The 21,472-nt window shown below is 49.5% G+C and carries 22 protein-coding genes and 1 riboswitch; of the genes, 11 read left to right on the top strand and 11 right to left on the bottom strand.

Features of this window, described 5'->3' with window-relative positions; all coding sequences use genetic code 11:
* Positions 1-133 precede the first annotated feature (133 nt).
* On the bottom strand, positions 134-1,294 hold the full coding sequence (argE, locus tag ACF8OF_RS01600; RefSeq protein WP_392495499.1) for an acetylornithine deacetylase: 1,161 nt from the start codon (positions 1,292-1,294) through the stop codon (positions 134-136).
* A 97-nt stretch (positions 1,295-1,391) separates the two neighbouring features.
* Here argE and argC point away from each other — a divergent pair, with 97 nt between their 5' ends.
* The 4 genes from argC to argH all read left to right on the top strand — a co-directional run bounded on the left by argC (position 1,392) and on the right by argH (position 5,972).
* Complete coding sequence (gene argC / locus ACF8OF_RS01595; RefSeq protein ID WP_392495498.1) at positions 1,392-2,402, top strand: N-acetyl-gamma-glutamyl-phosphate reductase; 1,011 nt, start codon at positions 1,392-1,394, stop codon at positions 2,400-2,402.
* Positions 2,403-2,444: 42 nt separating this feature from the next.
* A complete protein-coding gene (argB, locus tag ACF8OF_RS01590) occupies positions 2,445-3,218 on the top strand; it encodes an acetylglutamate kinase (RefSeq protein WP_392495497.1) in 774 nt (257 codons plus the stop codon).
* Between the two features lie 69 nt (positions 3,219-3,287).
* The gene (locus tag ACF8OF_RS01585) at positions 3,288-4,511 is read left to right on the top strand and encodes an argininosuccinate synthase (protein ID WP_025151960.1); all 1,224 of its coding nucleotides are present in this window, start codon (positions 3,288-3,290) and stop codon (positions 4,509-4,511) included.
* Between the two features lie 81 nt (positions 4,512-4,592).
* Positions 4,593-5,972: an argininosuccinate lyase gene (argH, locus tag ACF8OF_RS01580; RefSeq protein WP_392495496.1), complete on the top strand. Its 1,380-nt coding sequence runs from the start codon at positions 4,593-4,595 to the stop codon at positions 5,970-5,972.
* A gap of 63 nt (positions 5,973-6,035) precedes the next feature.
* Here the strand turns inward: argH and ACF8OF_RS01575 are convergent, their stop codons facing one another.
* Positions 6,036-6,179 carry a transcriptional regulator gene (locus ACF8OF_RS01575; RefSeq protein WP_392495495.1) on the bottom strand — a complete coding sequence of 48 codons (144 nt, stop codon included), beginning with the start codon at positions 6,177-6,179 and terminating at the stop codon, positions 6,036-6,038.
* Between the two features lie 198 nt (positions 6,180-6,377).
* Between ACF8OF_RS01575 and ACF8OF_RS01570 the strand changes: the two genes are divergently transcribed.
* Entirely contained in the window at positions 6,378-7,154 is a 777-nt protein-coding gene (locus ACF8OF_RS01570) for a helix-turn-helix transcriptional regulator (RefSeq protein ID WP_392495494.1), read from the top strand.
* 77 nt (positions 7,155-7,231) lie between these two features.
* On the top strand, positions 7,232-8,434 hold the full coding sequence (locus ACF8OF_RS01565; protein WP_392495493.1) for an MFS transporter: 1,203 nt from the start codon (positions 7,232-7,234) through the stop codon (positions 8,432-8,434).
* Between the two features lie 129 nt (positions 8,435-8,563).
* On the opposite strand, the gene ACF8OF_RS01560 is transcribed toward ACF8OF_RS01565, so the two are convergent.
* Both ACF8OF_RS01560 and ACF8OF_RS01555 read right to left on the bottom strand, forming a co-directional pair.
* Positions 8,564-8,830, bottom strand: coding sequence for a DUF2645 family protein (locus ACF8OF_RS01560; RefSeq protein WP_369414854.1), 267 nt, complete (start codon positions 8,828-8,830; stop codon positions 8,564-8,566).
* A gap of 11 nt (positions 8,831-8,841) precedes the next feature.
* Positions 8,842-9,555: a hypothetical protein gene (locus ACF8OF_RS01555; RefSeq protein WP_262860766.1), complete on the bottom strand. Its 714-nt coding sequence runs from the start codon at positions 9,553-9,555 to the stop codon at positions 8,842-8,844.
* 247 nt (positions 9,556-9,802) lie between these two features.
* Here ACF8OF_RS01555 and oxyR point away from each other — a divergent pair, with 247 nt between their 5' ends.
* Positions 9,803-10,714: a DNA-binding transcriptional regulator OxyR gene (gene oxyR / locus ACF8OF_RS01550; protein WP_004236590.1), complete on the top strand. Its 912-nt coding sequence runs from the start codon at positions 9,803-9,805 to the stop codon at positions 10,712-10,714.
* On the opposite strand, the gene sthA is transcribed toward oxyR, so the two are convergent.
* Positions 10,711-12,111: a Si-specific NAD(P)(+) transhydrogenase gene (gene sthA / locus ACF8OF_RS01545; RefSeq protein WP_392495492.1), complete on the bottom strand. Its 1,401-nt coding sequence runs from the start codon at positions 12,109-12,111 to the stop codon at positions 10,711-10,713. The two genes, oxyR and sthA, sit on opposite strands and share 4 nt — an antisense overlap.
* A 203-nt stretch (positions 12,112-12,314) precedes the next feature.
* Here sthA and fabR point away from each other — a divergent pair, with 203 nt between their 5' ends.
* Together fabR and ACF8OF_RS01535 are read left to right on the top strand one after the other, a co-directional pair.
* Positions 12,315-12,971 (top strand): HTH-type transcriptional repressor FabR, encoded by a 657-nt coding sequence (gene fabR, locus ACF8OF_RS01540; protein ID WP_262860765.1) that lies wholly within the window; start codon positions 12,315-12,317, stop codon positions 12,969-12,971.
* 23 nt (positions 12,972-12,994) lie between these two features.
* Positions 12,995-13,369 (top strand): YijD family membrane protein, encoded by a 375-nt coding sequence (locus ACF8OF_RS01535; protein WP_046892928.1) that lies wholly within the window; start codon positions 12,995-12,997, stop codon positions 13,367-13,369.
* Positions 13,370-13,425: 56 nt separating this feature from the next.
* On the opposite strand, the gene ACF8OF_RS01530 is transcribed toward ACF8OF_RS01535, so the two are convergent.
* From ACF8OF_RS01530 to trmA, 6 genes are all read right to left on the bottom strand, one after another.
* Positions 13,426-14,070 (bottom strand): energy-coupling factor ABC transporter ATP-binding protein, encoded by a 645-nt coding sequence (locus ACF8OF_RS01530; protein WP_262883151.1) that lies wholly within the window; start codon positions 14,068-14,070, stop codon positions 13,426-13,428.
* Positions 13,985-14,701: an energy-coupling factor transporter transmembrane component T family protein gene (locus tag ACF8OF_RS01525; RefSeq protein ID WP_392495491.1), complete on the bottom strand. Its 717-nt coding sequence runs from the start codon at positions 14,699-14,701 to the stop codon at positions 13,985-13,987. Before ACF8OF_RS01525 ends, ACF8OF_RS01530 begins: the two co-directional genes overlap by 86 nt.
* Positions 14,694-15,326, bottom strand: coding sequence for a cobalt transporter CbiM (gene cbiM / locus ACF8OF_RS01520; protein WP_004237994.1), 633 nt, complete (start codon positions 15,324-15,326; stop codon positions 14,694-14,696). The genes ACF8OF_RS01525 and cbiM overlap by 8 nt, the downstream gene beginning before the upstream one ends.
* Before the next feature lie 13 nt (positions 15,327-15,339).
* Positions 15,340-15,810: an Additional component NikL of nickel ECF transporter gene (locus ACF8OF_RS01515; protein WP_262864605.1), complete on the bottom strand. Its 471-nt coding sequence runs from the start codon at positions 15,808-15,810 to the stop codon at positions 15,340-15,342.
* A 51-nt stretch (positions 15,811-15,861) separates the two neighbouring features.
* The gene (locus ACF8OF_RS01510; RefSeq protein ID WP_392495489.1) at positions 15,862-16,551 is read right to left on the bottom strand and encodes a DUF4198 domain-containing protein; all 690 of its coding nucleotides are present in this window, start codon (positions 16,549-16,551) and stop codon (positions 15,862-15,864) included.
* Between the two features lie 434 nt (positions 16,552-16,985).
* Positions 16,986-18,086 carry a tRNA (uridine(54)-C5)-methyltransferase TrmA gene (trmA, locus tag ACF8OF_RS01505; protein ID WP_392495487.1) on the bottom strand — a complete coding sequence of 367 codons (1,101 nt, stop codon included), beginning with the start codon at positions 18,084-18,086 and terminating at the stop codon, positions 16,986-16,988.
* Between the two features lie 107 nt (positions 18,087-18,193).
* Positions 18,194-18,380: riboswitch (cobalamin riboswitch) on the top strand.
* A 64-nt stretch (positions 18,381-18,444) separates the two neighbouring features.
* On the opposite strand from trmA, the gene btuB reads away from it, so the two are divergent.
* Both btuB and murI read left to right on the top strand, forming a co-directional pair.
* On the top strand, positions 18,445-20,331 hold the full coding sequence (btuB, locus tag ACF8OF_RS01500) for a TonB-dependent vitamin B12 receptor BtuB (protein WP_392495485.1): 1,887 nt from the start codon (positions 18,445-18,447) through the stop codon (positions 20,329-20,331).
* Entirely contained in the window at positions 20,276-21,142 is an 867-nt protein-coding gene (murI, locus tag ACF8OF_RS01495; RefSeq protein ID WP_392495484.1) for a glutamate racemase, read from the top strand. The genes btuB and murI overlap by 56 nt, the downstream gene beginning before the upstream one ends.
* Positions 21,143-21,472: the final 330 nt, after the last annotated feature.

Below are 21,472 nucleotides of genomic sequence, written 5' to 3'. Positions count from 1 at the left end.
TAGATTACGGGATGAGTTGGTTAAACGTCAACCACTAATTGTCACAGTGCGGGTGAGGTTTTCTCACGCACTGTATGAAAGTTCGTCATGATGAGGGAAAAGCAGCGGACAGGCAGGCTGTCCGCTGAGAAGATTATGCCGGGTCTTTACAGCAGAAATGGGTGACAAGCTGAGTCAGCAGCTCGCGGGTCGGCTCAATAAAGCGGGTTTCGAGAAACTCATCCGGCTGATGCGCCTGTTCAATTGAACCGGGACCGAGCACCAGGGTCGGGCACAGATCCTGAATAAACGGTGCTTCGGTGCAGTAATTTACGGTCTGCGCTTTTTCGCCGAGCAGATTTTCAATCACACCGACCATTTTATGATCCGTCGGGCAGGCGTAACCCGGAATCGGCGCATGCAGTGCCTCAATAGCCAGACGCCCCGGCCAGCGTTGTTTTACCGGCTCCAGCGTCGCATTGAGCATGTCATCGATATCACTGAGGGTCATACCGGGCAGCGGGCGGATATCCATATGTAATTCACAGCAGCCGCAGATACGGTTTGCCGCATCACCACCGTGAATATGACCGAAATTCATGGTCGGATACGGAATGACAAACGCCGGGTTATTGAATTTTTCTTTCAGCTCGTTACGCAGCGACATCAGGTGCGTGATGGATTCATTCATCAGCTCAATCGCATTGACGCCGCGCGCCGGATCACTGGAGTGACCGGACTGGCCGGTAATGCGGATAGCATTGGAGAGGTGACCTTTGTGCGCCCGCACCGGCTGTAACGATGTGGGTTCGCCGATAATGGCAAAGGACGGGCGGATTGCAGCATTGGCGGCGAAATAGCGCGCCCCGGCCATGGTGGTCTCTTCATCTGCGGTGGCGAGGATATAGAGCGGGTGCTGCAAATCCTTCACACTGATATCACGCAGCGCGTCGAGGATAAAGGCGAAAAAGCCCTTCATATCCGCTGTTCCCAGCCCGTACAGCTTGTTGTTCTGCTCTGTCAGGGTGAAGGGATCTTTGCTCCAGCGCCCTTCATCAAACGGAACGGTATCGGTGTGACCGCACAGCAGCAGACCGCCGTCACCGTCGCCGAGACTGGCAAGCAGATTGAATTTGCCGCGTGTTTCCGGAACAGGTTGCACTTCGACATCAAACCCCAGGGTTTCAAACCAGGTCGCCAGCAGATTGATCACCGTTTCATTACTCTGATCCGATTCTGCTTCCGTGGAACTGATGGAAGGGGCCGCGATGAGCTGACGATAAATCTCAATAAATGCAGGTAATTTAATATTCACTGTTGACAGCCTTTAGTCATAATAGTATCAATATTCATGCAGTTTATGTGAATAAAAATACATTGTTTGTGTTTCAGGTACAAGGTGAAGATAACATATGTTGAAAACGCTGATTATCGGTGCCAGCGGATATACCGGAGCAGAGCTCGCTGCTTATATCCAACGCCACCCGCAGACGGAGCTGACCGGCCTGATGGTATCCGCCAACAGTGCGGACGCCGGAAAATGCTTTTCGGATCTGCATCCGCAGTTCCGGGGCCTGGTGGATCTGCCGCTGACGCCGCTGACAGACCCGGCTGTCGTTGCACAAAATACCGATGTGGTGTTCCTGGCAACCGCCCATGAAGTCAGCCATGACCTCGTGCCGGTTTTCCTTGCGGCGGGTTGCACGGTGTTTGATCTTTCAGGCGCTTACCGCGTTCAGCAGGATAATTTTTACCCACAATACTACGGATTTGAACACAAACATACCGCCTTATTGGCTCAGACGGTGTACGGGCTGGCGGAATGGCAGCGTGACAAAATTCGTACCGCGCAGCTGGTTGCAGTGCCGGGCTGTTATCCGACGGTCTCCCAGCTGGCTTTGAAACCACTGCTGGATAATGACTTACTGGATCTGACCCAATGGCCGGTGATCAATGCCACCAGCGGCGTGAGCGGCGCCGGGCGTAAAGCCGCCCTGAATAACAGTTTTTGTGAGGTGAGTCTGCAACCCTACGGGCTGTTTACTCACCGGCACCAGCCGGAAATTTCTGCACATCTCGGGACACCGGTGATCTTTACCCCGCATCTCGGCAATTTTAAGCGCGGAATTCTGGCAACCATTACCTGCAAACTGAAAAGCGGTGTGACCGCAGAGCAGGTCAGTGCAGCCTATCACCGCGCTTATGACGATAAACCACTGGTGCGGGTGTATGACCGCGGCGTACCGGCACTGAATGCGGTTGTTGGTCAGCCGTTCTGCGACCTGGGTTTTGCCGTGCAGAGGGATCATCTGATTGTCGTCGGTGCAGAGGATAATCTGCTCAAAGGGGCGGCGGCTCAGGCGGTTCAGTGCATGAATATTCGTTTTGGCTTTAATGAAACGCTGTCTCTGCTGCCACAGTAAGCAGACAGCACGACTTACTCTTTTATCTGACGGAAAACGGAAATGGAACCATTAGTCATCAAATTAGGCGGCGTGTTACTGGACAGCGAAGAAGCGCTGGGGCGTCTGTTCACCGCACTGGCCGCATACCGGGCGTCGAATAACCGTCGCATTGTCATCGTTCACGGCGGCGGCTGCGTGGTGGATGAACTGATGGCGAAATTACAGTTACCGGTGGTGAAAAAACAGGGACTGCGGGTCACGCCGGCGGATCAGATAGACATTATCACCGGGGCGCTGGCGGGCAGTGCCAACAAAACTCTGCTGGCGTGGGCGACCCGTTATCAGCTTAACGGCACCGGCTTGTGTCTCGGGGATGGCCAGAGTGTGAAAGTCACACCACTAAGTGACGAGCTGGGCCATGTCGGCAAAGCGGAGCCCGGCAGCCCGGTTCTGCTGAATCTGTTACTGAACAACGGTTTTCTGCCGGTCGTCAGTTCTATCGGTATCACGGAAGACGGGCTGCTGATGAATGTGAATGCGGATCAGGCGGCGACCGCCATTGCAGAAACGCTGGGCGCGGATCTGGTCCTGCTGTCGGATGTCAGCGGCATCCTGGACGGCAAAGGCCAGAAAATCAAAACACTCGATGGAGTATATGCACAGAAACTGATCGGCGACGGCATTATCACCGACGGCATGATTGTGAAAGTGAATGCGGCGCTGGAAGCCTCCGCCACACTGGGGCGGCCGGTGGATATCGCCTCCTGGCGTCATGCGGATCAACTGCATTTATTATTTGATGGCGAAGCCATCGGCACGCGGATTTCCGCGTAATCCGGATTATCAGCATATTGGCAGAATCACTCCGCAGCGGCGGATAACATTTACTGAAAGGACAGGGTTATGACAGAGGCAAAAAAAACAGGCATTAAAAAAATCGTACTGGCTTACTCCGGCGGCCTGGATACATCGGCGATTATTCCGTGGCTGAAAGAGCATTATGACAACTGCGAAGTAGTGGCATTTGTCGCTAATATCGGCCAGAGCGCGGAAGACCTCGACGGTGTCGAGCAGAAAGCACTGAACTCCGGCGCATCTTCCTGCTATGTCGTCGATCTGCGCGAAGAATTTATTAAAGATTTTGTCTATCCGGTGCTGAAAAGCGGCGCACTGTATGAAGGAAAATATCTGCTCGGTACCTCGATGGCACGGCCGATTATCGCCAAAGCTCAGGTGGAACTGGCGCTGAAAGTCGGCGCGGATGCCCTGGCACACGGTGCGACCGGTAAAGGGAATGATCAGGTGCGCTTTGAGGGCACCTACACCGCCCTGGCACCACAGCTGAAAGTGATTGCGCCGTGGCGTGAGTGGGATCTGCGTTCCCGTGAGGCGCTGCTGGATTATCTGAAAGTCCGTAATATCCCGACCACCGCGTCCCTGGAAAAAATCTACAGCCGTGATGAAAACGCATGGCATATCTCCACCGAAGGCGGCGTACTGGAAAGCCCGTGGAATCAGTCCAATGCGGATTGCTGGGTGTGGACTGCCGATCCGCAGGAAGCGCCGGATCAGCCGGAGCTGGTCACTGTCACCATTAAGGCCGGTGAAGTTACCGGCGTGAACGGCAAAGCGCTGTCTCCGTATAACTGCCTGAATGCCCTGAATGAACTGGGTGCGAAACACGGTATCGGCCGGATCGATATTGTGGAAAACCGGCTGGTGGGAATGAAATCCCGTGGTTGTTATGAAACCCCGGGGGGCACCATCATGATGGCGGCACTGCGCGGACTGGAAGAGATCATCCTTGACCGTGACAGTTTCAAATGGCGTCAGCAGATTGGCCTGGAAATGTCCTATGTGGTGTATGACGGTCGCTGGTTTGCCCCGCTGCGTAAATCCATTCAGGCTGCTGCAGATTCCCTGGCGGAAGAGGTCAGCGGTGAAGTGGTGCTGAAACTCTATAAAGGACAGGTCACGGCGATCCAGAAACAATCCGCCAACAGCCTCTACTCTGAAGAGTTCGCCACGTTCGGCGAAGATGAAGTCTATGACCACAGCCATGCGGGCGGCTTTATCCGTCTGTATTCACTCTCCTCGCGGATCCGTGCGCTGAAAGCACAGAAATAACCGGCGGGAGACAGGGAGATTATGCACAAGGACGTGCATCAGACTGATTTATCATTAAAAACAGAAAGAAAGGGAAAAAGTATGGCACTGTGGGGCGGACGCTTCAGTCAGGAAGCAGATCAACGGTTCAAACAATTCAACGATTCGCTGAGATTCGACTATCGTCTGGCGGAGCAGGACATTACCGGCTCTGTGGCCTGGTCGAAAGCACTGGTGACGGTTAATGTGCTGACCGCACAGGAGCAGGCGGCGCTGGAGCAGGCACTGAATGAGCTGCTGGCGGAAGTACAGGCCGACCCGCGTGCCATTCTGCGCAGTGATGCGGAAGATATTCACAGTTGGGTGGAAGGTAAACTTATCGCTAAAGTCGGCGATCTGGGGAAAAAACTCCACACCGGACGCAGCCGTAACGACCAGGTGGCGACTGATTTAAAACTGTGGTGCAAAGAGGCGGTCAGTCAGATCCTCGCGGCATTACAGGAATTACAGCAGGCACTGGTGCTGACGGCGGAGCAGAATCAGGACGCGGTGATGCCGGGCTATACGCATTTACAGCGGGCACAGCCGGTGACATTTGCTCACTGGTGCCTGGCGTACAGTGAAATGCTGGCGCGGGATGAAAGCCGTGTCCGTGATGCCCTGGCGCGCTTTGATTACAGCCCGCTCGGCTCGGGCGCACTGGCCGGAACCGCGTATGCCATCGACCGGGAACAGCTGGCCGGCTGGCTGGGATTCGCCGGTGCGACCCGCAACAGTCTCGACAGTGTATCTGATCGCGACCATGTACTGGAATTGCTCAGTGATGCGGCGATCAGCATGATCCATCTCTCCCGTTTTGCTGAAGATATGATTTTCTTCAACAGCGGCGAAGCGGCGTTTATTGAGTTATCTGATCGTGTCACCTCCGGCTCTTCCCTGATGCCGCAGAAAAAAAACCCGGATGCCCTTGAGCTTATCCGTGGTAAATGCGGCCGGGTGCAGGGTGCGCTGACCGGTATGATGATGACCCTCAAAGGCCTGCCGCTTGCCTATAACAAGGATATGCAGGAAGACAAAGAGGGGCTGTTTGATGCACTCGACAGCTGGCTGGACTGCCTGCATATGGCGGCCCTGGTGCTGGAAGGTATTCAGGTGAAACGTCCGCGCTGCGAGGAAGCCGCCAAACAGGGCTATGCCAACGCGACAGAACTGGCGGATTACCTGGTGGCAAACGGTGTTCCGTTCCGCGAGGCGCATCATATTGTCGGTGAAGTGGTGGTCGGCGCGATAGCAAAAGGCGTGGCACTGGAAGAAATGCCGCTGACAGAATTGCAGGAATTCAGCCCGGTAATTGCACTGGATGTGTATGACATCCTGTCGCTTCAGTCCTGCCTGGAAAAACGCTGCGCGAAAGGCGGTGTTTCACCGGAGCAGGTGGCGGCGGCCATCAGTGAAGCCAAAATCCGGCTGAAACTGGCGTAACATAATGCATTGTCCCCGGATCACGCTCTGTTCCCCGTGATCCGGGGTTTTTATTTATTATCATCAGTATATTTTTTGCCTGTAACGCGAAGGCCAGATGTCGGCCGGTGATACATTCAGGAAATCCGCAATAATCTTTTCGCCTTTCGGCCAGCGCCGGGCAAGGGCAATAATATCCGCCGGATGCCAGTCTTGTGCTTTATGCATATTTATTCCTTTATTAATTAATCTGACTAAATTTGGTGATTATTTAATATCATGCTAATTAGTAATATTAGTACTGAAATTAAAGGGTAGACTAAATTATAAATTTTAAAATACAGATAAAATGAGGGGTTGAAATATTGTTTTACTATGCTAAATATTAAAGTGATTTAACAAATACTCACTTGCACAGGGAATAATATGAATATTCAAAGTATCGCAATGGAAGAATTATGTAATAATCTGACAAATGATTTTTCTCAATATTTTGACTGGAATGATATGGGGATTAATTATTCCAGAATTAATCTTTCTGACAAATCTGTCAATGTCTTATCCAGTGACTATGATTGGTTACTGACATTCTGGGGGGATGATATGGATTTACGTATCGGGGAACGCCTGAGTGCCGGAATTCAGTACTGGAGGAACTACAGTGATGAGTACAGAGCGGTTTTACGGAAAGGGAAAAATAGTCAGTTTAAAGTGGATTTCTGTACGAAGCACGGCGATTTATTTGAGATTGTGTCCATCAATTCAGGAAAAAAATTATCTGTCGCGGATATGATGACCATCTATAAATGGAAACCGGTTATTTCTGATTACGCAGACAGACTCTGGAAAAAGAAAGAAGAATTGATTTTACCATTGCGGGCAGAAATAAATACGTCTGCTAATGAAAATGATCAGGTAAACAATGACTCTGCTGATATTTTAGATATCCACCAATATATGCGCTTCGGTAATATCCGTTTTACCCGCAAAGAAATTCTCACCATCCGGTTATTATTATCCCATCGTAAAATAAAAGAGATCAGCGCGATACAAGGGTGTTCAGAAGCATCAGAGCATAAACGTATTCAGCAGATTAAAGAAAAACTGGGCTGCCCGCATGCATCGTCCGGCGGGGTGTTTAATGCGCTGAAAGAAAACGGGATCACATTGGCGTGTCTGGATACCCTGGTAAGCCTGCCGTAAGCCATCTGTATAAATAACACAATAACAGAGCGGGCTGCCGGGCAGCCCATCTTTGTCAGGAGCAAAGGGAACAGAGAATGAAATGGAGATACCGGCTGGGTGCCGTGGCAGGGAATGCACTGGAGTATTACGATATCGCGGTTTTTGCTGCAATCTCCGTATACCTCAGTGCTGAGCTTGAAAGGCTGGGCTATGAATCAGCGACCGAAATGGTCTGGGGAATATTTGCGCTGCGTTTTCTGGCACGTCCGATCGGCGGCTATATTATCGGACGTTATGCGGACAGAGCAGGGAAAAAAGCGGCATTGGTTTTAACCAGCCAGCTTACCGGCGTTGCAACATTATGTATGGCGCTGTTACCCGTTCATTTGCTGGGTTCTTATACACCGATTGCGATTCTGCTGCTGCAGATGGTGTTGTCTTTCAGTTTTGCCGGAGAAAATCCGTCGCTGATGACATATTTATTCAGTGATGCAAAGAAAAATGAATATGCCAGAATTTCCGCCCTGATTGTCGGCAGTTCTGTTACCGGCGTTATTGTGTCTCTCGGATTAGTGCTGATACTGGAAAATATGCTCACACCGGAGATGATGCAAACTGTCGGTTGGCGGATCCCGTTGCTGGTCGGGGTGCTCAATATTATTATGAGTTTCTGGTTCCGCACCAGGTTACCTGCACTACCGGTACAATCTGTTATCACAAAGCGTGTTGACGGCCTGCGGGCATTACTGATTTTCCTGATGACCGTGCCGGGATCTGCGGTATTCTATTCATATAACATGTCTTCTTCACTTGTACGGGATCATATCGGGGCGGAATCCCTGAAAAGCAGTTATGCGATTTTTTCATCCTGTTTATATCTGTTCTGTATTCTGACCTGCGGGTGGCTGACGGATAAATACAGCTCGGCAGAGAAAGTGTTTAAAAGCGCGTCAGCGGCACTGGTCATTTTTTCTGTCCCGCTTTATTTCTTACTCAGCAGCGAACACACCGCCCTGGTGATTACCGCTCAGTTGATTCTGACCATTAATGCGTCCTGTATCTCCTGCACACTGGCATCGGTGATTGCCGGTATTTCCCGTGGTCATACCACTACTTTAAGTCTGGGTTATAACCTGGCATCCACCCTGATCGGCGGATTTACCCCGTTAATTATCGGCTGGCTGGTGTCATATAACCTGACATATGCCGGGGTGTATATCGCCGCCTCCGGTCTCACAGTCGCACTTTCTTACCGGTTAATGCGGAATAGTGATGTAAAGGCATACGCTTACCGGTAGCAACACCGGCCAGTGCCGGGTAATCATCCCGGCACTTCAACAGTGATATATCTGACTTTTTCCGGTTATGTTCTGCGGTGTGTTGGCTGTAGCCGGTAAAACATCGCAGGTCACGATTAATACATAATTCTAACAAAATAAAAATCTGAGCCAGATTCTCCATATGTAATAAATCAGAATAAATGAAAGTGACAGGTAAAATAGTTTATTTCTCTTGAGAAATAAAAATGGCACGAAACACAGGATCGGCAAAAAATAGGATATTGAATCATTATCTTTTGGTAGTTCACAGACGCTGTAAATACCATCACTTAATAACGATTCATAATCTGAAGATGTAAATATTTTTATTATTAATAATGAAATAAAAGTATAGGCTATCAGTAGTAATTTCATGTTTACTCCATTTATTTAATTTCAAGTAATGCTTTTACTTTATTTCTGTTTCTCAGCATCGTTCTTCCATATGAAGTATACACTCTTGAGCTGTAATCGCTTGTGTCTGCATTAATGGATTGTTTGAAATCATTTAAATTACGTTCTTTCCCTCTGTTGTATCTTGAGCCGGCAATGATGAATTGTTCATCAGTTAAATTTGTTGTATCAATATCAGGGAAATCATAAACAATCAGGTCGTGAAGATGCTTTGCAACAACATTCAGGTTAAAAATATCCTTTTGTAAGCAATTGGATATGTAGTTGACATCATTGATGCTTAGTTTCTCCGGATTCTTACCAAACATTTCACTTATTATTCTTATTTGTATTGCAACTATACCGATAGATGTATTCTCAGGCGGGTTTGTCATTGTGAGATGTTTGTCAATCCAATCAGGGCCTGAATAATCAAGTTGCCTGATCGGAAGAACAACATATTGTTTTACTCCATCAGGTTTTCCGCCAGCTTCTATTCGGGCTACACTTCCTAATAAGTCAGCAGGTATTTTATATTGTGATGCTATTTTTTTTATACTCGATTTGTGATAAATAAGGTAGCTGTCTTTATATTTATTGAGGTAATCGTCCCCTCCAAATGTTTGCCACCATGCGGCATCAATCACTCCCCATTTTGGATAATTTTCATTGCTGTCTGCATTGCATAAATCCATTAGATCTGACATTTAAAATCCTTTTATTTGTAATATATCAACCAAGTAAATTAACGTATTTTGTGTGATTGGAAATACTATCTTTTTCAGTATAGTATTTTTCAGAGATAACCGGAATTTTTTATCTGAACTGACGGGAACACCTGAACATCAGTTTACGCTTGTATCCTGCCTGTGATTTAAGCTCGACTAACAATGCAGTTGCGTTATGATAGTTATCAATTGATTTTATCTATTAATCGCAGACGGAGACACAGGCATGAATATCCGGGATTTGGAATATCTGGTGGCACTTTCTGAGCATAATCACTTTCGCCGCGCGGCAGATGCCTGTCATGTCAGCCAGCCGACACTGAGCGGACAGATCCGCAAGCTCGAGGATGAACTGGGTGTGATGCTGCTGGAGCGCACCAGCCGCAAGGTCCTGTTTACCCAGCAGGGAATGCTGCTGGTGGATCAGGCCCGGACCATTCTGCGGGAGGTGAAAATCCTTGAGGAAATGGCCTCCCTTCAGGGGGAAAGCATGGCGGGGCCGCTGCATATCGGGCTGATCCCGACTATCGCTCCGTATCTGCTGCCGCATATCATTCCGGAACTGCACCGGTTATGGCCGAAGCTCGAAATGTATCTGCATGAAGCCCAGACCCATCAGCTGCTGGCGCAACTGGACAGCGGGAAACTGGACTGCGCGATTCTGGCGCGGGTAAAAGAAACCGGCAGCTTTATTGAAGAGCCGCTGTTTAATGAGCCGATGAAACTGGCGATTTATGATGAACATCCGTGGGCATCCCGCCAGGAAGTGGAAATGCATGAACTGGCAGGGGAAAAACTGCTGATGCTGGAAGACGGGCACTGTCTGCGTGATCAGGCGATGGGATTCTGTTTCCAGGCCGGCGCGCGGGAAGATACCCACTTCCGGGCAACGAGTATGGAAACCCTGCGCAATATGGTGGCGGCAGGCAGTGGTATCACGTTACTGCCGGATCTGGCGATTCCGCCGGAGCACAAGCGCGACGGCGTGTGCTATCTCTCCTGCACTAATCCGGAACCGTTCCGTGAAGTGATCCTGGTATACCGTCCGGGGTCGCCGCTGCGCAGCCGTTACAGCCAGCTGGCAGAGGCTATCCGTGCAAAAATGTGCGCTTATTATCAGCAGGAGCCTGCCGCTTAAAATAAGCGGTTAAGCCCGTTCAGTGCGGCAACCCGGTAGGCTTCCGCCATTGTCGGGTAGTTGAAGGTGGTATTGACGAAATAATCGATGGTATTACCTTCACCTTTTTGTTCCATAATCGCCTGGCCGATATGGATAATCTCAGCTGCACGTTCGCCGAAGCAGTGGATCCCCAGAATCTGCCGGGTTTCGCGGTGGAACAGAATTTTCAGGCTGCCTGCATCCAGCCCGGCGATTTGTGCCCGTGCCAGGTGTTTGAACTGCGCCCGGCCCACTTCATACGGGATCTTCATCGCCGTCAGCTGTTGCTCTGTTTTACCGACTGAGCTGATTTCCGGAATGGTGTAAATCCCGGTCGGGATATCCTCTATCAGATGCAGCGGTGCATTGCCGTCATGGGTGATAGCACGGGCGGCAATCCGCCCCTGGTCATAAGCCGCCGAGGCGAGGCTCGGGTAGCCGATAACATCCCCGACCGCATAAATCGCCGGGTTGCTGGTCTGATAGGTATCATTGACACTGATAAGACCCCGGTTGTCAGCGGTGATCCCGACATGCTCAAGACCGAGATTATCGGTGTTACCGGTGCGACCGTTGGCAAAGAGCAGGCAGTCCGCTTTCACTTTTTTTCCGGAGCGGAAGTGAATAATCACACCGTCATCCGTGCCCTCAATCCGCTCATACTCTTCATTCTGGCGGATAACCACGCCGTTGTTCCAGAAGTGATAGGTGAGGGCGTCCGACATCTCCTGGTCGAGAAACGCCAGCAGGCGGTCGCGGGTGTTGATCAGATCCACCTTCACACTCAGGCCGCGGAAAATAGAGGCATATTCACAGCCGATAACCCCGGCACCATAAATGATGACATGGCGCGGTTCGTGTGTCAGTGACAGAATGGTGTCGCTGTTATAGATGCGGGAGTGGCTGAAATCCACATCCGGCGGGCAGTACGGGCGCGAGCCGGTGGCAATAACCACATTCTCTGCACGGAGAATATCGCAGCTGCCGTCGCTGTAGCGCACACGGACATCACCCTCTTCGGTGAATTTGGCCTCACCGCAGAACATGGTGCAGCCGTTGCGCTCATAGAAACCACGGCGCATGCCGGTTTGCTGGGTAATGACGCGGCCGGCGTGAGCCAGGATCTCAGAAAATGACGATTTCAGAACCCGGGAGTTATCACTGTACAGCGGATTCTGGTTAAATTCGATAATACGGCTGACGGCGTGGCGCAGTGCTTTGGAAGGAATCGTTCCCCAGTGGGTACAGCCGCCGCCGACGTCATCATAACGCTCAATTACGGCAACCCGTTTTCCCTGCTTCACAAGTCCCATTGCCACACCTTCGCCACCCGGGCCGGAGCCGATGACAATGGCATCAAACTGGTTCTGTTGCATATGAGAAATAACCTGTTTATACATAAATTAACAACATCATCTTAACATCAGATGGAAAATCAGCCTATGATTAGTAAGGTTTACAGGTCACACTTCGGAAAATCTTTTTTCGGGAATTTCACCGGCCATAAGCTAATCATCACTGAAAAAAGTATTAAGTTTGTTATATTGATCCGTCTGAATAAATTGAGAGTCTGAATTCCGTGAGTAACGTGATTGGTGTAAGAGCAAAACAGAAAGAAAAAACCCGCCGGGCCCTGATTGAAGCTGCCTTCAGCCAGCTCAGCGCCGAGCGCAGCTTCACCAGTCTGAGCCTGCGCGAGGTCGCCCGTGAAGCCGGGATCGCCCCGACCTCTTTTTACCGTCATTTCAAGGATGTGGATGAGCTGGGGCTGACGATGGTGGATGAGAGCGGGCTGATGCTGCGCCAGCTGATGCGCCAGGCGCGTCAGCGTATCGCCAAAGGCGGGAGTGTGATCCGGACATCAGTTGCGACATTTATGGAGTTTATCGGTAATAACCCCAACGCTTTCAGGTTATTATTGCGTGAGCGCTCCGGGACATCCGCAGAATTCCGTGCAGCGGTCGCACGGGAAATCCAGCATTTTATTGCAGAACTGGCAGACTATCTGGAACTGGAAAGTAAAATGCCGCGTCAGTTTACTGAATTACAGGCAGAATCGATGGTGACCATCGTTTTCAGCGCCGGTGCGGAAGCACTGGATATTGATCTGGAAAAGCGGGCGTACCTGGAAGAGCGGCTGGTATTACAGCTGCGGATGATCGCCAGAGGCGCATATTACTGGTACCGCCGCGAACAAGAGAAAATGCATGACCCCGATTACACCCCATTAATCTAGCACTCATCATCAAGGAGAACGTTATGACGGAACAGTATCGCCGTGACAAAGGAACCTTACTGCTCGCGTTTATTGTCGGGCTTTCAGTACACGGTACTTTTTCAGCACTTTTTAATTCCGCAGTCCATTTTTCGGTGTTTCCGGTTCTGGCATTGTGCCTTGCGGTCTATTGTTTCCATCAGCGCTACCTCAACCAGATGCTGCCGGAAGGTATGCCGAAACTGGTAACCGGTACGTTCTTCCTGGGGTTGTTCGCCTATAACGCCCTGATGCGTGCCGAATATCCGGAAGCCGGGTCAAACTACTTTTCTGCTGTCTTTATTGTGATTATTGCCGTGTGGCTCTACCGGGCGATGAAGCAGCGCCGTGCCACCGGACAAGATGAAGTGACAGAGTAATTGGTGTCAGAAAGACGATGAAAAGCCGGTCACTGACCGGCTTTTTAGTATCCGTATCAGGCACGGCAGGGAAACGGGATCACGCGGTGCGCCATCCGCTGCGTGAACTGCTGATTATGCGAGGCAACAATCATTGGCAGATTCAGCTGTGTAAGAATCGCTTCCAGACGCTGAATATTTTTCTCATTCAGGCCGTTGGTCGGTTCATCCAGCAGCAGAACAGACGGTGACATTGCCAGCACACCGGCCAGCGCGGTAAAGTTTTTCTCACCACCGGAAATCTCAGTCACAGCACGGTCTTTCAGGCGGACAATATCCAGCATTTCCAGACACTGTAAAGCGCGCTCCCGTGCGGCATCCTGTGTCATTCCCATATTCAGCGGACCAAACATCACATCATCCAGCACACCCGGGCCGAACAACTGATCATCCGGATGCTGAAACAGCAATCCCAGCGGGCCGCGCACCCCGGTGAAATCATCTTCGGAATGACGGGATTTACCGAAAACCGAAATATCTCCGGTGAACGGGATAAAACCTAACAGTGTGTGCAGCAGGGTCGATTTCCCGCTGCCGATATCACCGCACAGAAAAAGCCGTTCTCCGGCGTTCAGTTCAAAGCTCAGATCCTGAATTATCGGCGCATTGTTGCGGCTGACAACCAGATTGCTGACCTGAATCAGGGGATTTGGGGACGTCATTAACAGACCTTTTTGTATTAACAGAAGACGGACGCGCGTAAAAACCCCGGGCTTTCAGCGCCATTTCAGTGGTTTCCGCTTTGTGCATGGCTTTGATCAGCAGCAGGGCGACCAGCTGGGATAACATGGTAAATGTCCGTTTATTCATCCCTCTGCGGAATCCCCGTGCTTTCATGGCCGTTTCAAGCTGTTGTTTGGTTTCACTGAAAATCGCGATATAGCGGATAGTCAGAATAAACAGCTTTATCAGCTTGTCGGGCAGGGGGTAACGTTTCACCGCACACGCCAGATCGATATCTGTCATGTTTGTCAGCATTGCAGAGACAAACAGCAGAATCGCATTCATTTTCAGCGTGATTTGCAGAGCGAGAAATACCCCGGCCGGCGACTGGACAATGCCTTGGCTTTCAATTTTCCACGGCAGTGTCAGCCAGACAAACAGAATAAAAATATTCAGTTTCAGCACCGTCAGCAGTGAACGGCCCAACTGACGGCGGCGGCAGACAACAAACAGCAGAAAAGCACCCGACAGACCGGCGATAAGCCAGTCGGTCTGCCGGATACCGCTGAGCAGAAAAGCCCAGAGAACCGCAAGAAGCAGGCGCCGGTGGGGAGGCAGCCATTTATCCATAGGTATGCTGCCCGGGCTGATTGACCATCAGGGAAGCCGGACGCATTTTTGCCAGCGCCAGCAGAATTCCCACACTGATCAGGGAATCGGTGACAAAAATCGGCAGGTGTCCGATAAACAGCAGCCAGACCAGATCGATATAGGATTTACCGCTGTCGAGCACCAGTGCCAGTGAGGTCAGACACACCGTACCCAGCGTACCGATAACCCCGGCCATGACCCCGAGATAAACCAGACGTCCCTGACTCAGCCCCGGACGCAGGGAGTTCCGGAACAGGTAATAGACCAGCAGCGCCGGAATGGAAATATTACACAGGTTAACCCCGAGAACCGCGAAGCCGCCGAAGGAGAAAAACAGCACCTGCAGCGCGAGGGCAATCAGGAATGCCGGGAAAACCGCCCAGCCGAGAAACAATCCGGCAAGTCCGTTTAAGATCAGATGCACACTGCTGACCCCGATCGGTACATGAATCGTTCCGGCGACAAAAAACGCAGCCCCGAACAGGGCTGCCAGTGACAGACGCGAGGTATCCAGCTGGCGGATGCCAATGGCAACCCCGGCCGCAGCCACCACACCGGCACCGGCCAGAACAGGAAGATGTAATACGCCTTCAGATAAATGCATGGTCTTCCTCCTGTTATGCGGCGTTTTTAGCGGCCTGCTTCGTTAATTCACGGGCACGGAAGAATGCAATCACACCGAAAATACCCACGATATAGCCCACACCACCGAGAATATTCTGCAGATAGATCTTATTCTTCAGCTGGTCAATATCCTGGCGGATCTGAATATAACCGGAAGAGGAATCACCGCTGCCGGTATTGGCAGTGGCGGAAATAACCGGCACTTCCGTTTCCACTTTGTGCCCTTCATCACCTTCAACATAGAGAATATAATCACCGGTCGCAGGGACGTCGATTTTGAAATACCCTTTTTCATCGGTCTTACCGGATATTTCATCATCTTCATGGCCTTTCAGATACGTACCGACATAAGTATCTTTTGCCGGAGACATATCAGAATAATACGATTGGCCGCTGATCACATTCCCTTCCAGCTGTGCAACCACATGCATGGAGTGAGCTTGTGCTGTTGTTGCCAACAGCACCCCGTTAATCAGTAAAATGACAAATAAATAAACAGATTTCATAATGTTTAATTACTCAGCGTCAAAAGATAAAACATATTCCAGCTGCTGGAACCCGTATTCTTTATTATCCGGTGTGTCCAGTTTGTATTCGGCGTAAACTTTATTGGCGCCTTTTTCAGCTTTGAATTTTGCCAGGCCATCTTTATTGGTCAGCACACCCGGGTCTTCTTCGCTTTTGGCGATTTTCATGCCTTCCAGCGGCTGACCATCTTTCAGGGCTTTGATCTCAAACTCCTGACCGGCCACCGGTTTGGTCATCGGTACCAGCTCATACGGGGTGTTAAAGACTTTTGTGGCATTGTCATCCCATTTGACGATATTTTTGCTGAATTTAATCGGGTTCTTGCTGAACTCAGCATCCGGTACTTCAATTTTATTTTTCTCAACGGTACGGCCGTTCTTTAATTTACTCCAGACACCATTATCGTAACCTAATAATATAATTGACGCATTCTCAGGCATAACAAAGTAAGCTTCACCATCTTTAAAGGTAGTGCTGACCGTTTCCATTTTACCGTCATGCATTACCGCCTGAACCGGTTTTAATTTATTTTCCGGATATTTTTCTGTCGGATTATGACCAAAACGGACAACATAATCAGAGCCGTCAGTTTGTTCAATCCAAACATTGTGTGCATTTGCCTGAAAACTACCAAATAACAGGGCGGCTGAAATTAACGTCATTTTCTTCAGAGACATAAAAATACCTTTCGGTTAAGTTGCGGGATTATTTATGGCCGAGTATAGAGGAGTGAAAATAAAAATAAGACCTTAAATTCAGAAGAATAATTAATATCAGGAACTGCTCACAGTAAATTGTTAAATATTTATTTACCGAAACCGTTTTTTTTAATGGACTTGGGTGGGTTGTTAATCTATTGCGTGAGGGTTATTTTTTGTCTCTGAAATGTTATGAGTGTAATGAATATTCGTTGAATGAATATTTACAGGATTTAAATGTCACTTTATGACGTATTTTTCACCGCTTGCCAGCGGCCTCAGTGGATCATTCTGATGAATAAAGAAAACCGGGACGTCAGCCGGAGATCATAAAGAAATAATTGATATAAACTCATAAAGTAAAAAAGTTCTTGATCAGTGATCAAGAACTTTCCGGGGAAACACGTAACAACTTATCCGCGCCGGATCAACAAAACGCCGCTTTCCATGTGCGGGGTGTACGGAAACTGATCAAACAGCGCCAGTCGCACGACATCATGTGTCTGGTTCAGTGTCTCCAGATTTTCACATAATGTTTCCGGATTACAGGAAATATACAGAATCCGATCGTAGCCCTGAACCAGTTTGACGGTTTCCGCATCCAGTCCGCTGCGTGGCGGATCGACAAATATGGTATTGCATTCATAAGAGGACAGATTAATCCCCGCGAGGCGGTTAAATTCACGTGCGCCCTGCATTGCCTGTGTGAAATCTTCCGCGGACATACGGATAATCTGCACATTATCGATATGGTTAGCATCGATATTATATTGCGCGGCAGCCACTGACGGTTTGGCGATTTCGGTTGCCAGCACGCGGCGGAAATTACGCGCCAGTGCCAGTGAGAAATTGCCGTTGCCGCAATACAGCTCCAGCAAATCGCCCTCTGAACCTTCTGTCGCGGCAAGTGCCCACTCCAGCATATGGATATTGACCGCCGCATTCGGCTGCGTGAAGCTGTTTTCCACCTGGCGGTAAATCATCTCTTTACCTGCGACCGGTAAAACTTCATCAACATAATCATTATCCAGCATGATTTTTGTTTTAGAGGCACGGCCAATCAGCTGTAAATCAAAACCCAGTGACTGCAATTGTGCCCGCAATGTTTTGGCGGCTTCCGTCCAGCTGTCATCGAGTTTTTTATGATAGAGCAGGGAAACAATAATTTTGTTGCTGCGTGTCGACAGATAATCAATCTGAAAAAGTTTGTGGCGCAGGAGATGGGTCTGTTTCAGTAACGGCAAAATGGCCTGCATCATGTCATTAATCAGCTGGCTCGCGGCCGGGAAGGTATCAATCCGGATACGCTGTTTGGTCTGCTGATCAAACATGATATGCCAGAGATCATCCCCTTCATGCCAGATACGGAATTCAGCGCGCATCCGGTAGTGTGAAACCGGTGACGCAAATACGTGAGCATCCGGCGCCTGAAAAGGCTGCATCATTGTTTGCAGACTTCTTGCCTTCTCCGCAAGTTGTTCTTCATAATTTTCAATAGGTAACGTGTTGTGCATGGCGCGTCGATCCGTTTTGCTGATCACAAAAAATGTTCGTGTCCTGGTGATTAAAGTGTTCCGCCCGACAATTCAGACATCTTATTCTGGACAGGTTTTAAAACCGGATCGTAGCATGATAACTCGGTTTCTTCATAAGAATGAAAAGGGAATCCGGTGAAATTCCGGAACTGGCGCGCAGCGGTAATGGTAAAAGCAACACGATGACACTGTCATAAATGACGGGAAGTCGTTGCGGGGAATCACGTAGTACCCTCCTGAGTCCGAAGACCTGCCGAAGATTTGTCGTCCGTCCTGCTGACGCTACAAAGCAGACGGGTGGCATCCTCTTTATATATATGTGGGTGCTCAGGAAAAAATGAAAATGACCTCGCCTTATGCGCTGTCCGCTGTCGGACTGGCCGTGTTTTCCGCGTTATCGTTTAGCGCTTCTGCTAATACTAAAGATGATCAGATAATTGTTTCTGCTAACCGTTTTCAGCAGCCGGTTTCGTCCGTGCTGGCACCGGTAACCGTTGTGACCCGTGAAGAGATAGATAAGTGGCAGTCGAATTCTGTTGTCGATATTCTGCGCCGGTTACCGGGGGTGGATGTAACACAGAGCGGCGGATTGGGTCAGAGCAGTACAGTATCGGTTCGCGGGACAGATGCAAAACATTTACTGGTATTGATAGATGGTGTCCGTCTGAATAATGCCGGCATTTCCGGACAGCCGGATCTGAATCAGTTCCCGGTGGCACTGGTACAACGGGTTGAGTATATCCGTGGTGCACGTTCTGCTGTGTATGGTTCGGATGCCATCGGTGGTGTGCTGAATATAATTACTATCCGCGATGATATCGGCTCAAATATCACAGCGGGTATTGGTTCACACGGCTATCAGAATTATACCGGAACCACTCAGCAGCAGATTGGTAAAAATACCCGGGTGACAGCCGCAGCGGCGTATACCTATTCTAAAGGATTTGATATCCGCCGTGATTATGACGGTTACGCCACACCAAGCGGCCGTGACTATGGCTTTATGAATAAAACCTACTGGCTGGATGTGCATCACAAACTGGATGATCGGTTTGCCGTGTACGGACGTGCATATGGTTATGATAACCGCAGTAAATATTTCGGATTTAAATCTGAAATGTGGTCGTTACCCGCTGATCCGGCAAGTGATCGCCGTGAGTTAGAAAACCGGACCTATGATGCAGGCCTCACATTTAATCAGGGGGATTATTCTTCTCAGCTGATCATGAGCTACAGCCGGGTTAAAGACTATAACTATGATAACCGTTATGGGCGCTATGGTGATGGCGCAACCCTGGACAATTCAAAACAGTATTCTGCACAGTGGGGCAATAATTACCGTGTCGGATATGGCAGCATCAATGCTGGTATTGATTATCAAAAACAAGAAATGGAACCCGGCACCGCAATGATAGCCGACAGTAAATCTATTTCTGATACCGGTTTATATCTGACCGGACAGCAGGAAATAGACAAGGTTATTCTTGAGGCCGCCGTCCGGTCTGACCATCATTCAGAATTTAACTGGCATACTACATGGCAGACCAGTGCCGGATGGGAGTTTGTTGATGGGTACCGGATTATCGGTTCTTATGCAACCGGGTTTAAAGCACCAACGCTGGGACAGTTATATGCTAATACGACATTTGACTGGGGAACCATAGTGGGTAATAAGGATTTAAAACCGGAAGAGAGTGAACAATGGGAATTAGGGCTGGAAGGAAACACAGGGCCGCTTTCCTGGCAACTGACCGGCTACCATAATGATATTAAGAACCTGATTGACTATGAAATGGGTTCACCGAATACCTATATCAACCGCAGTAAAGCCAAAATCAAAGGTGTCGAGTGGGTGGGAGAATTTGATACCTGGATTTTCCATCATCAGATGACTTATCAATATCTGGATGCAAAAGATAAAGAGACTGATAAGCGTCTGGCGCGCCGTGCACAGCAGCAGGTTAAATATCAGCTGGACTGGACGGTGGACGAGGTTGATATGGGGCTGACCTATCAGTATATCGGTAAACGTTATGATGATGCGGCGAATAAGCAAAAACTCGGCGGTGCCAGTGTTTTTGATATCACAGCTGCATATCCGATCACTGACCATCTGACAATTCGTGGTAAAGTAGCTAACCTGTTTGATAAAGACTACGAGACTGCGTATGGCTATCGAACCGCTGGCCGCGAATACTTCCTCACAGGAAGCTACAACTTCTGATCCGAAAACCCGCCCGACAGTACTGCTGTTTGACTCCGGCATGGGCGGTTTATCTGTTTATCAGGAAGTAAGACAATTACTTCCTGATCTCCACTATATCTATGCATTCGATAATGAGGCATTTCCTTACGGTGAAAAAACCGAAGCCTTTATTGTCGAACGTGTGACTAAGATTGTCCGTCAGATTGCTCAGCAGCATCCGCTGGCAGTGATTGTCATTGCCTGTAATACCGCAAGCACTATTACGCTGCCTGCACTGCGTGCAATGTCTGATATTCCGGTGGTCGGCGTGGTTCCGGCGATCAAACCGGCAGCGAAACTGACACGCAACGGCCTGGTCGGGCTGCTGGCAACACGGGCAACGGTAAAACGGGCTTACACCCGGGAACTGATTGACCGGTTTGCTTCAGAGTGTCAGGTATCACTATTAGGATCGGCGGAGCTGGTCGAACTTGCGGAACGCAAACTGTACGGCGAGGCGATTCCGGCGGGTGCCCTGGAAACTATCCTTGCGCCGTGGCGGAATATGAAAGAGCCGCCTGACACCGTGGTGCTGGGATGCACACACTTCCCGCTGATTGCCGAAGAACTGAAATCGGCATTACCGGACGGCACCCGGCTGGTGGATTCCGGTGCGGCGATTGCCCGCCGCGTGCAGTGGTTAATCAATAACAGCGAGAAACCTCATCACTTAACTACTGAAAAAAACGTGGCGTATTGCATGCGGGATGATGAAACGACACAAAAATTACAGCCTGTTTTGCAGCAATTGGGACTCGAATCGCTGAAAAAACTGACGATTACAGGATGATTTGCTGCATTAATCAGCAGTCAGCACATTTTTATAAATTACCCCTTGCGGTCAGATGAAAACTCCCTATAATGCGCATCCGTTGTCACAGCACAGGACGCGAAGTCCGCTGAGATAACAAGGTGAAAAGTCTGAAAATAAATACTTGACACCAAATGAGGAAAGCGTATTATACGCAGCCTCGCAACAACGCAGAAGACCGGCAACGGCAGCGAAGGTTGTAACTGCTCTTTAACAATTTATCAGACAATCTGTGTGGGCACTCGCAGGACATATCACAAAAAATATATTTTTGAGAAGTCTTGAAGAGTGACCAATGCAGCAGCTTAG

Source organism: Morganella sp. TYF_1 (assembly GCF_043105645.1).
Lineage (GTDB): Bacteria > Pseudomonadota > Gammaproteobacteria > Enterobacterales > Enterobacteriaceae > Morganella > Morganella morganii_B.
The sequence above is the reverse complement of the archived record's forward strand: the minus strand, read 5'-3'. Positions and strand labels throughout refer to the sequence as shown.

Excerpts from the sequence above, each read along its gene's own strand:
- argC (WP_392495498.1), top strand. The coding sequence starts at position 1,392 with ATGTTGAAAACGCTGATTATCGGTGCCAGCGGATATACCGGAGCAGAG.
- argB (WP_392495497.1), top strand. The coding sequence starts at position 2,445 with ATGGAACCATTAGTCATCAAATTAGGCGGCGTGTTACTGGACAGCGAA.
- ACF8OF_RS01585 (WP_025151960.1), top strand. The coding sequence starts at position 3,288 with ATGACAGAGGCAAAAAAAACAGGCATTAAAAAAATCGTACTGGCTTAC.
- argH (WP_392495496.1), top strand. The coding sequence starts at position 4,593 with ATGGCACTGTGGGGCGGACGCTTCAGTCAGGAAGCAGATCAACGGTTC.
- ACF8OF_RS01575 (WP_392495495.1), bottom strand. The coding sequence starts at position 6,179 with ATGCATAAAGCACAAGACTGGCATCCGGCGGATATTATTGCCCTTGCC.
- ACF8OF_RS01570 (WP_392495494.1), top strand. The coding sequence starts at position 6,378 with ATGAATATTCAAAGTATCGCAATGGAAGAATTATGTAATAATCTGACA.
- ACF8OF_RS01565 (WP_392495493.1), top strand. The coding sequence starts at position 7,232 with ATGAAATGGAGATACCGGCTGGGTGCCGTGGCAGGGAATGCACTGGAG.
- ACF8OF_RS01560 (WP_369414854.1), bottom strand. The coding sequence starts at position 8,830 with ATGAAATTACTACTGATAGCCTATACTTTTATTTCATTATTAATAATA.
- ACF8OF_RS01555 (WP_262860766.1), bottom strand. The coding sequence starts at position 9,555 with ATGTCAGATCTAATGGATTTATGCAATGCAGACAGCAATGAAAATTAT.
- oxyR (WP_004236590.1), top strand. The coding sequence starts at position 9,803 with ATGAATATCCGGGATTTGGAATATCTGGTGGCACTTTCTGAGCATAAT.
- sthA (WP_392495492.1), bottom strand. The coding sequence starts at position 12,111 with ATGCAACAGAACCAGTTTGATGCCATTGTCATCGGCTCCGGCCCGGGT.
- ACF8OF_RS01535 (WP_046892928.1), top strand. The coding sequence starts at position 12,995 with ATGACGGAACAGTATCGCCGTGACAAAGGAACCTTACTGCTCGCGTTT.
- ACF8OF_RS01530 (WP_262883151.1), bottom strand. The coding sequence starts at position 14,070 with ATGACGTCCCCAAATCCCCTGATTCAGGTCAGCAATCTGGTTGTCAGC.
- ACF8OF_RS01525 (WP_392495491.1), bottom strand. The coding sequence starts at position 14,701 with ATGGATAAATGGCTGCCTCCCCACCGGCGCCTGCTTCTTGCGGTTCTC.
- cbiM (WP_004237994.1), bottom strand. The coding sequence starts at position 15,326 with ATGCATTTATCTGAAGGCGTATTACATCTTCCTGTTCTGGCCGGTGCC.
- ACF8OF_RS01510 (WP_392495489.1), bottom strand. The coding sequence starts at position 16,551 with ATGTCTCTGAAGAAAATGACGTTAATTTCAGCCGCCCTGTTATTTGGT.
- trmA (WP_392495487.1), bottom strand. The coding sequence starts at position 18,086 with ATGCACAACACGTTACCTATTGAAAATTATGAAGAACAACTTGCGGAG.
- btuB (WP_392495485.1), top strand. The coding sequence starts at position 18,445 with ATGAAAATGACCTCGCCTTATGCGCTGTCCGCTGTCGGACTGGCCGTG.
- murI (WP_392495484.1), top strand. The coding sequence starts at position 20,276 with ATGGCTATCGAACCGCTGGCCGCGAATACTTCCTCACAGGAAGCTACA.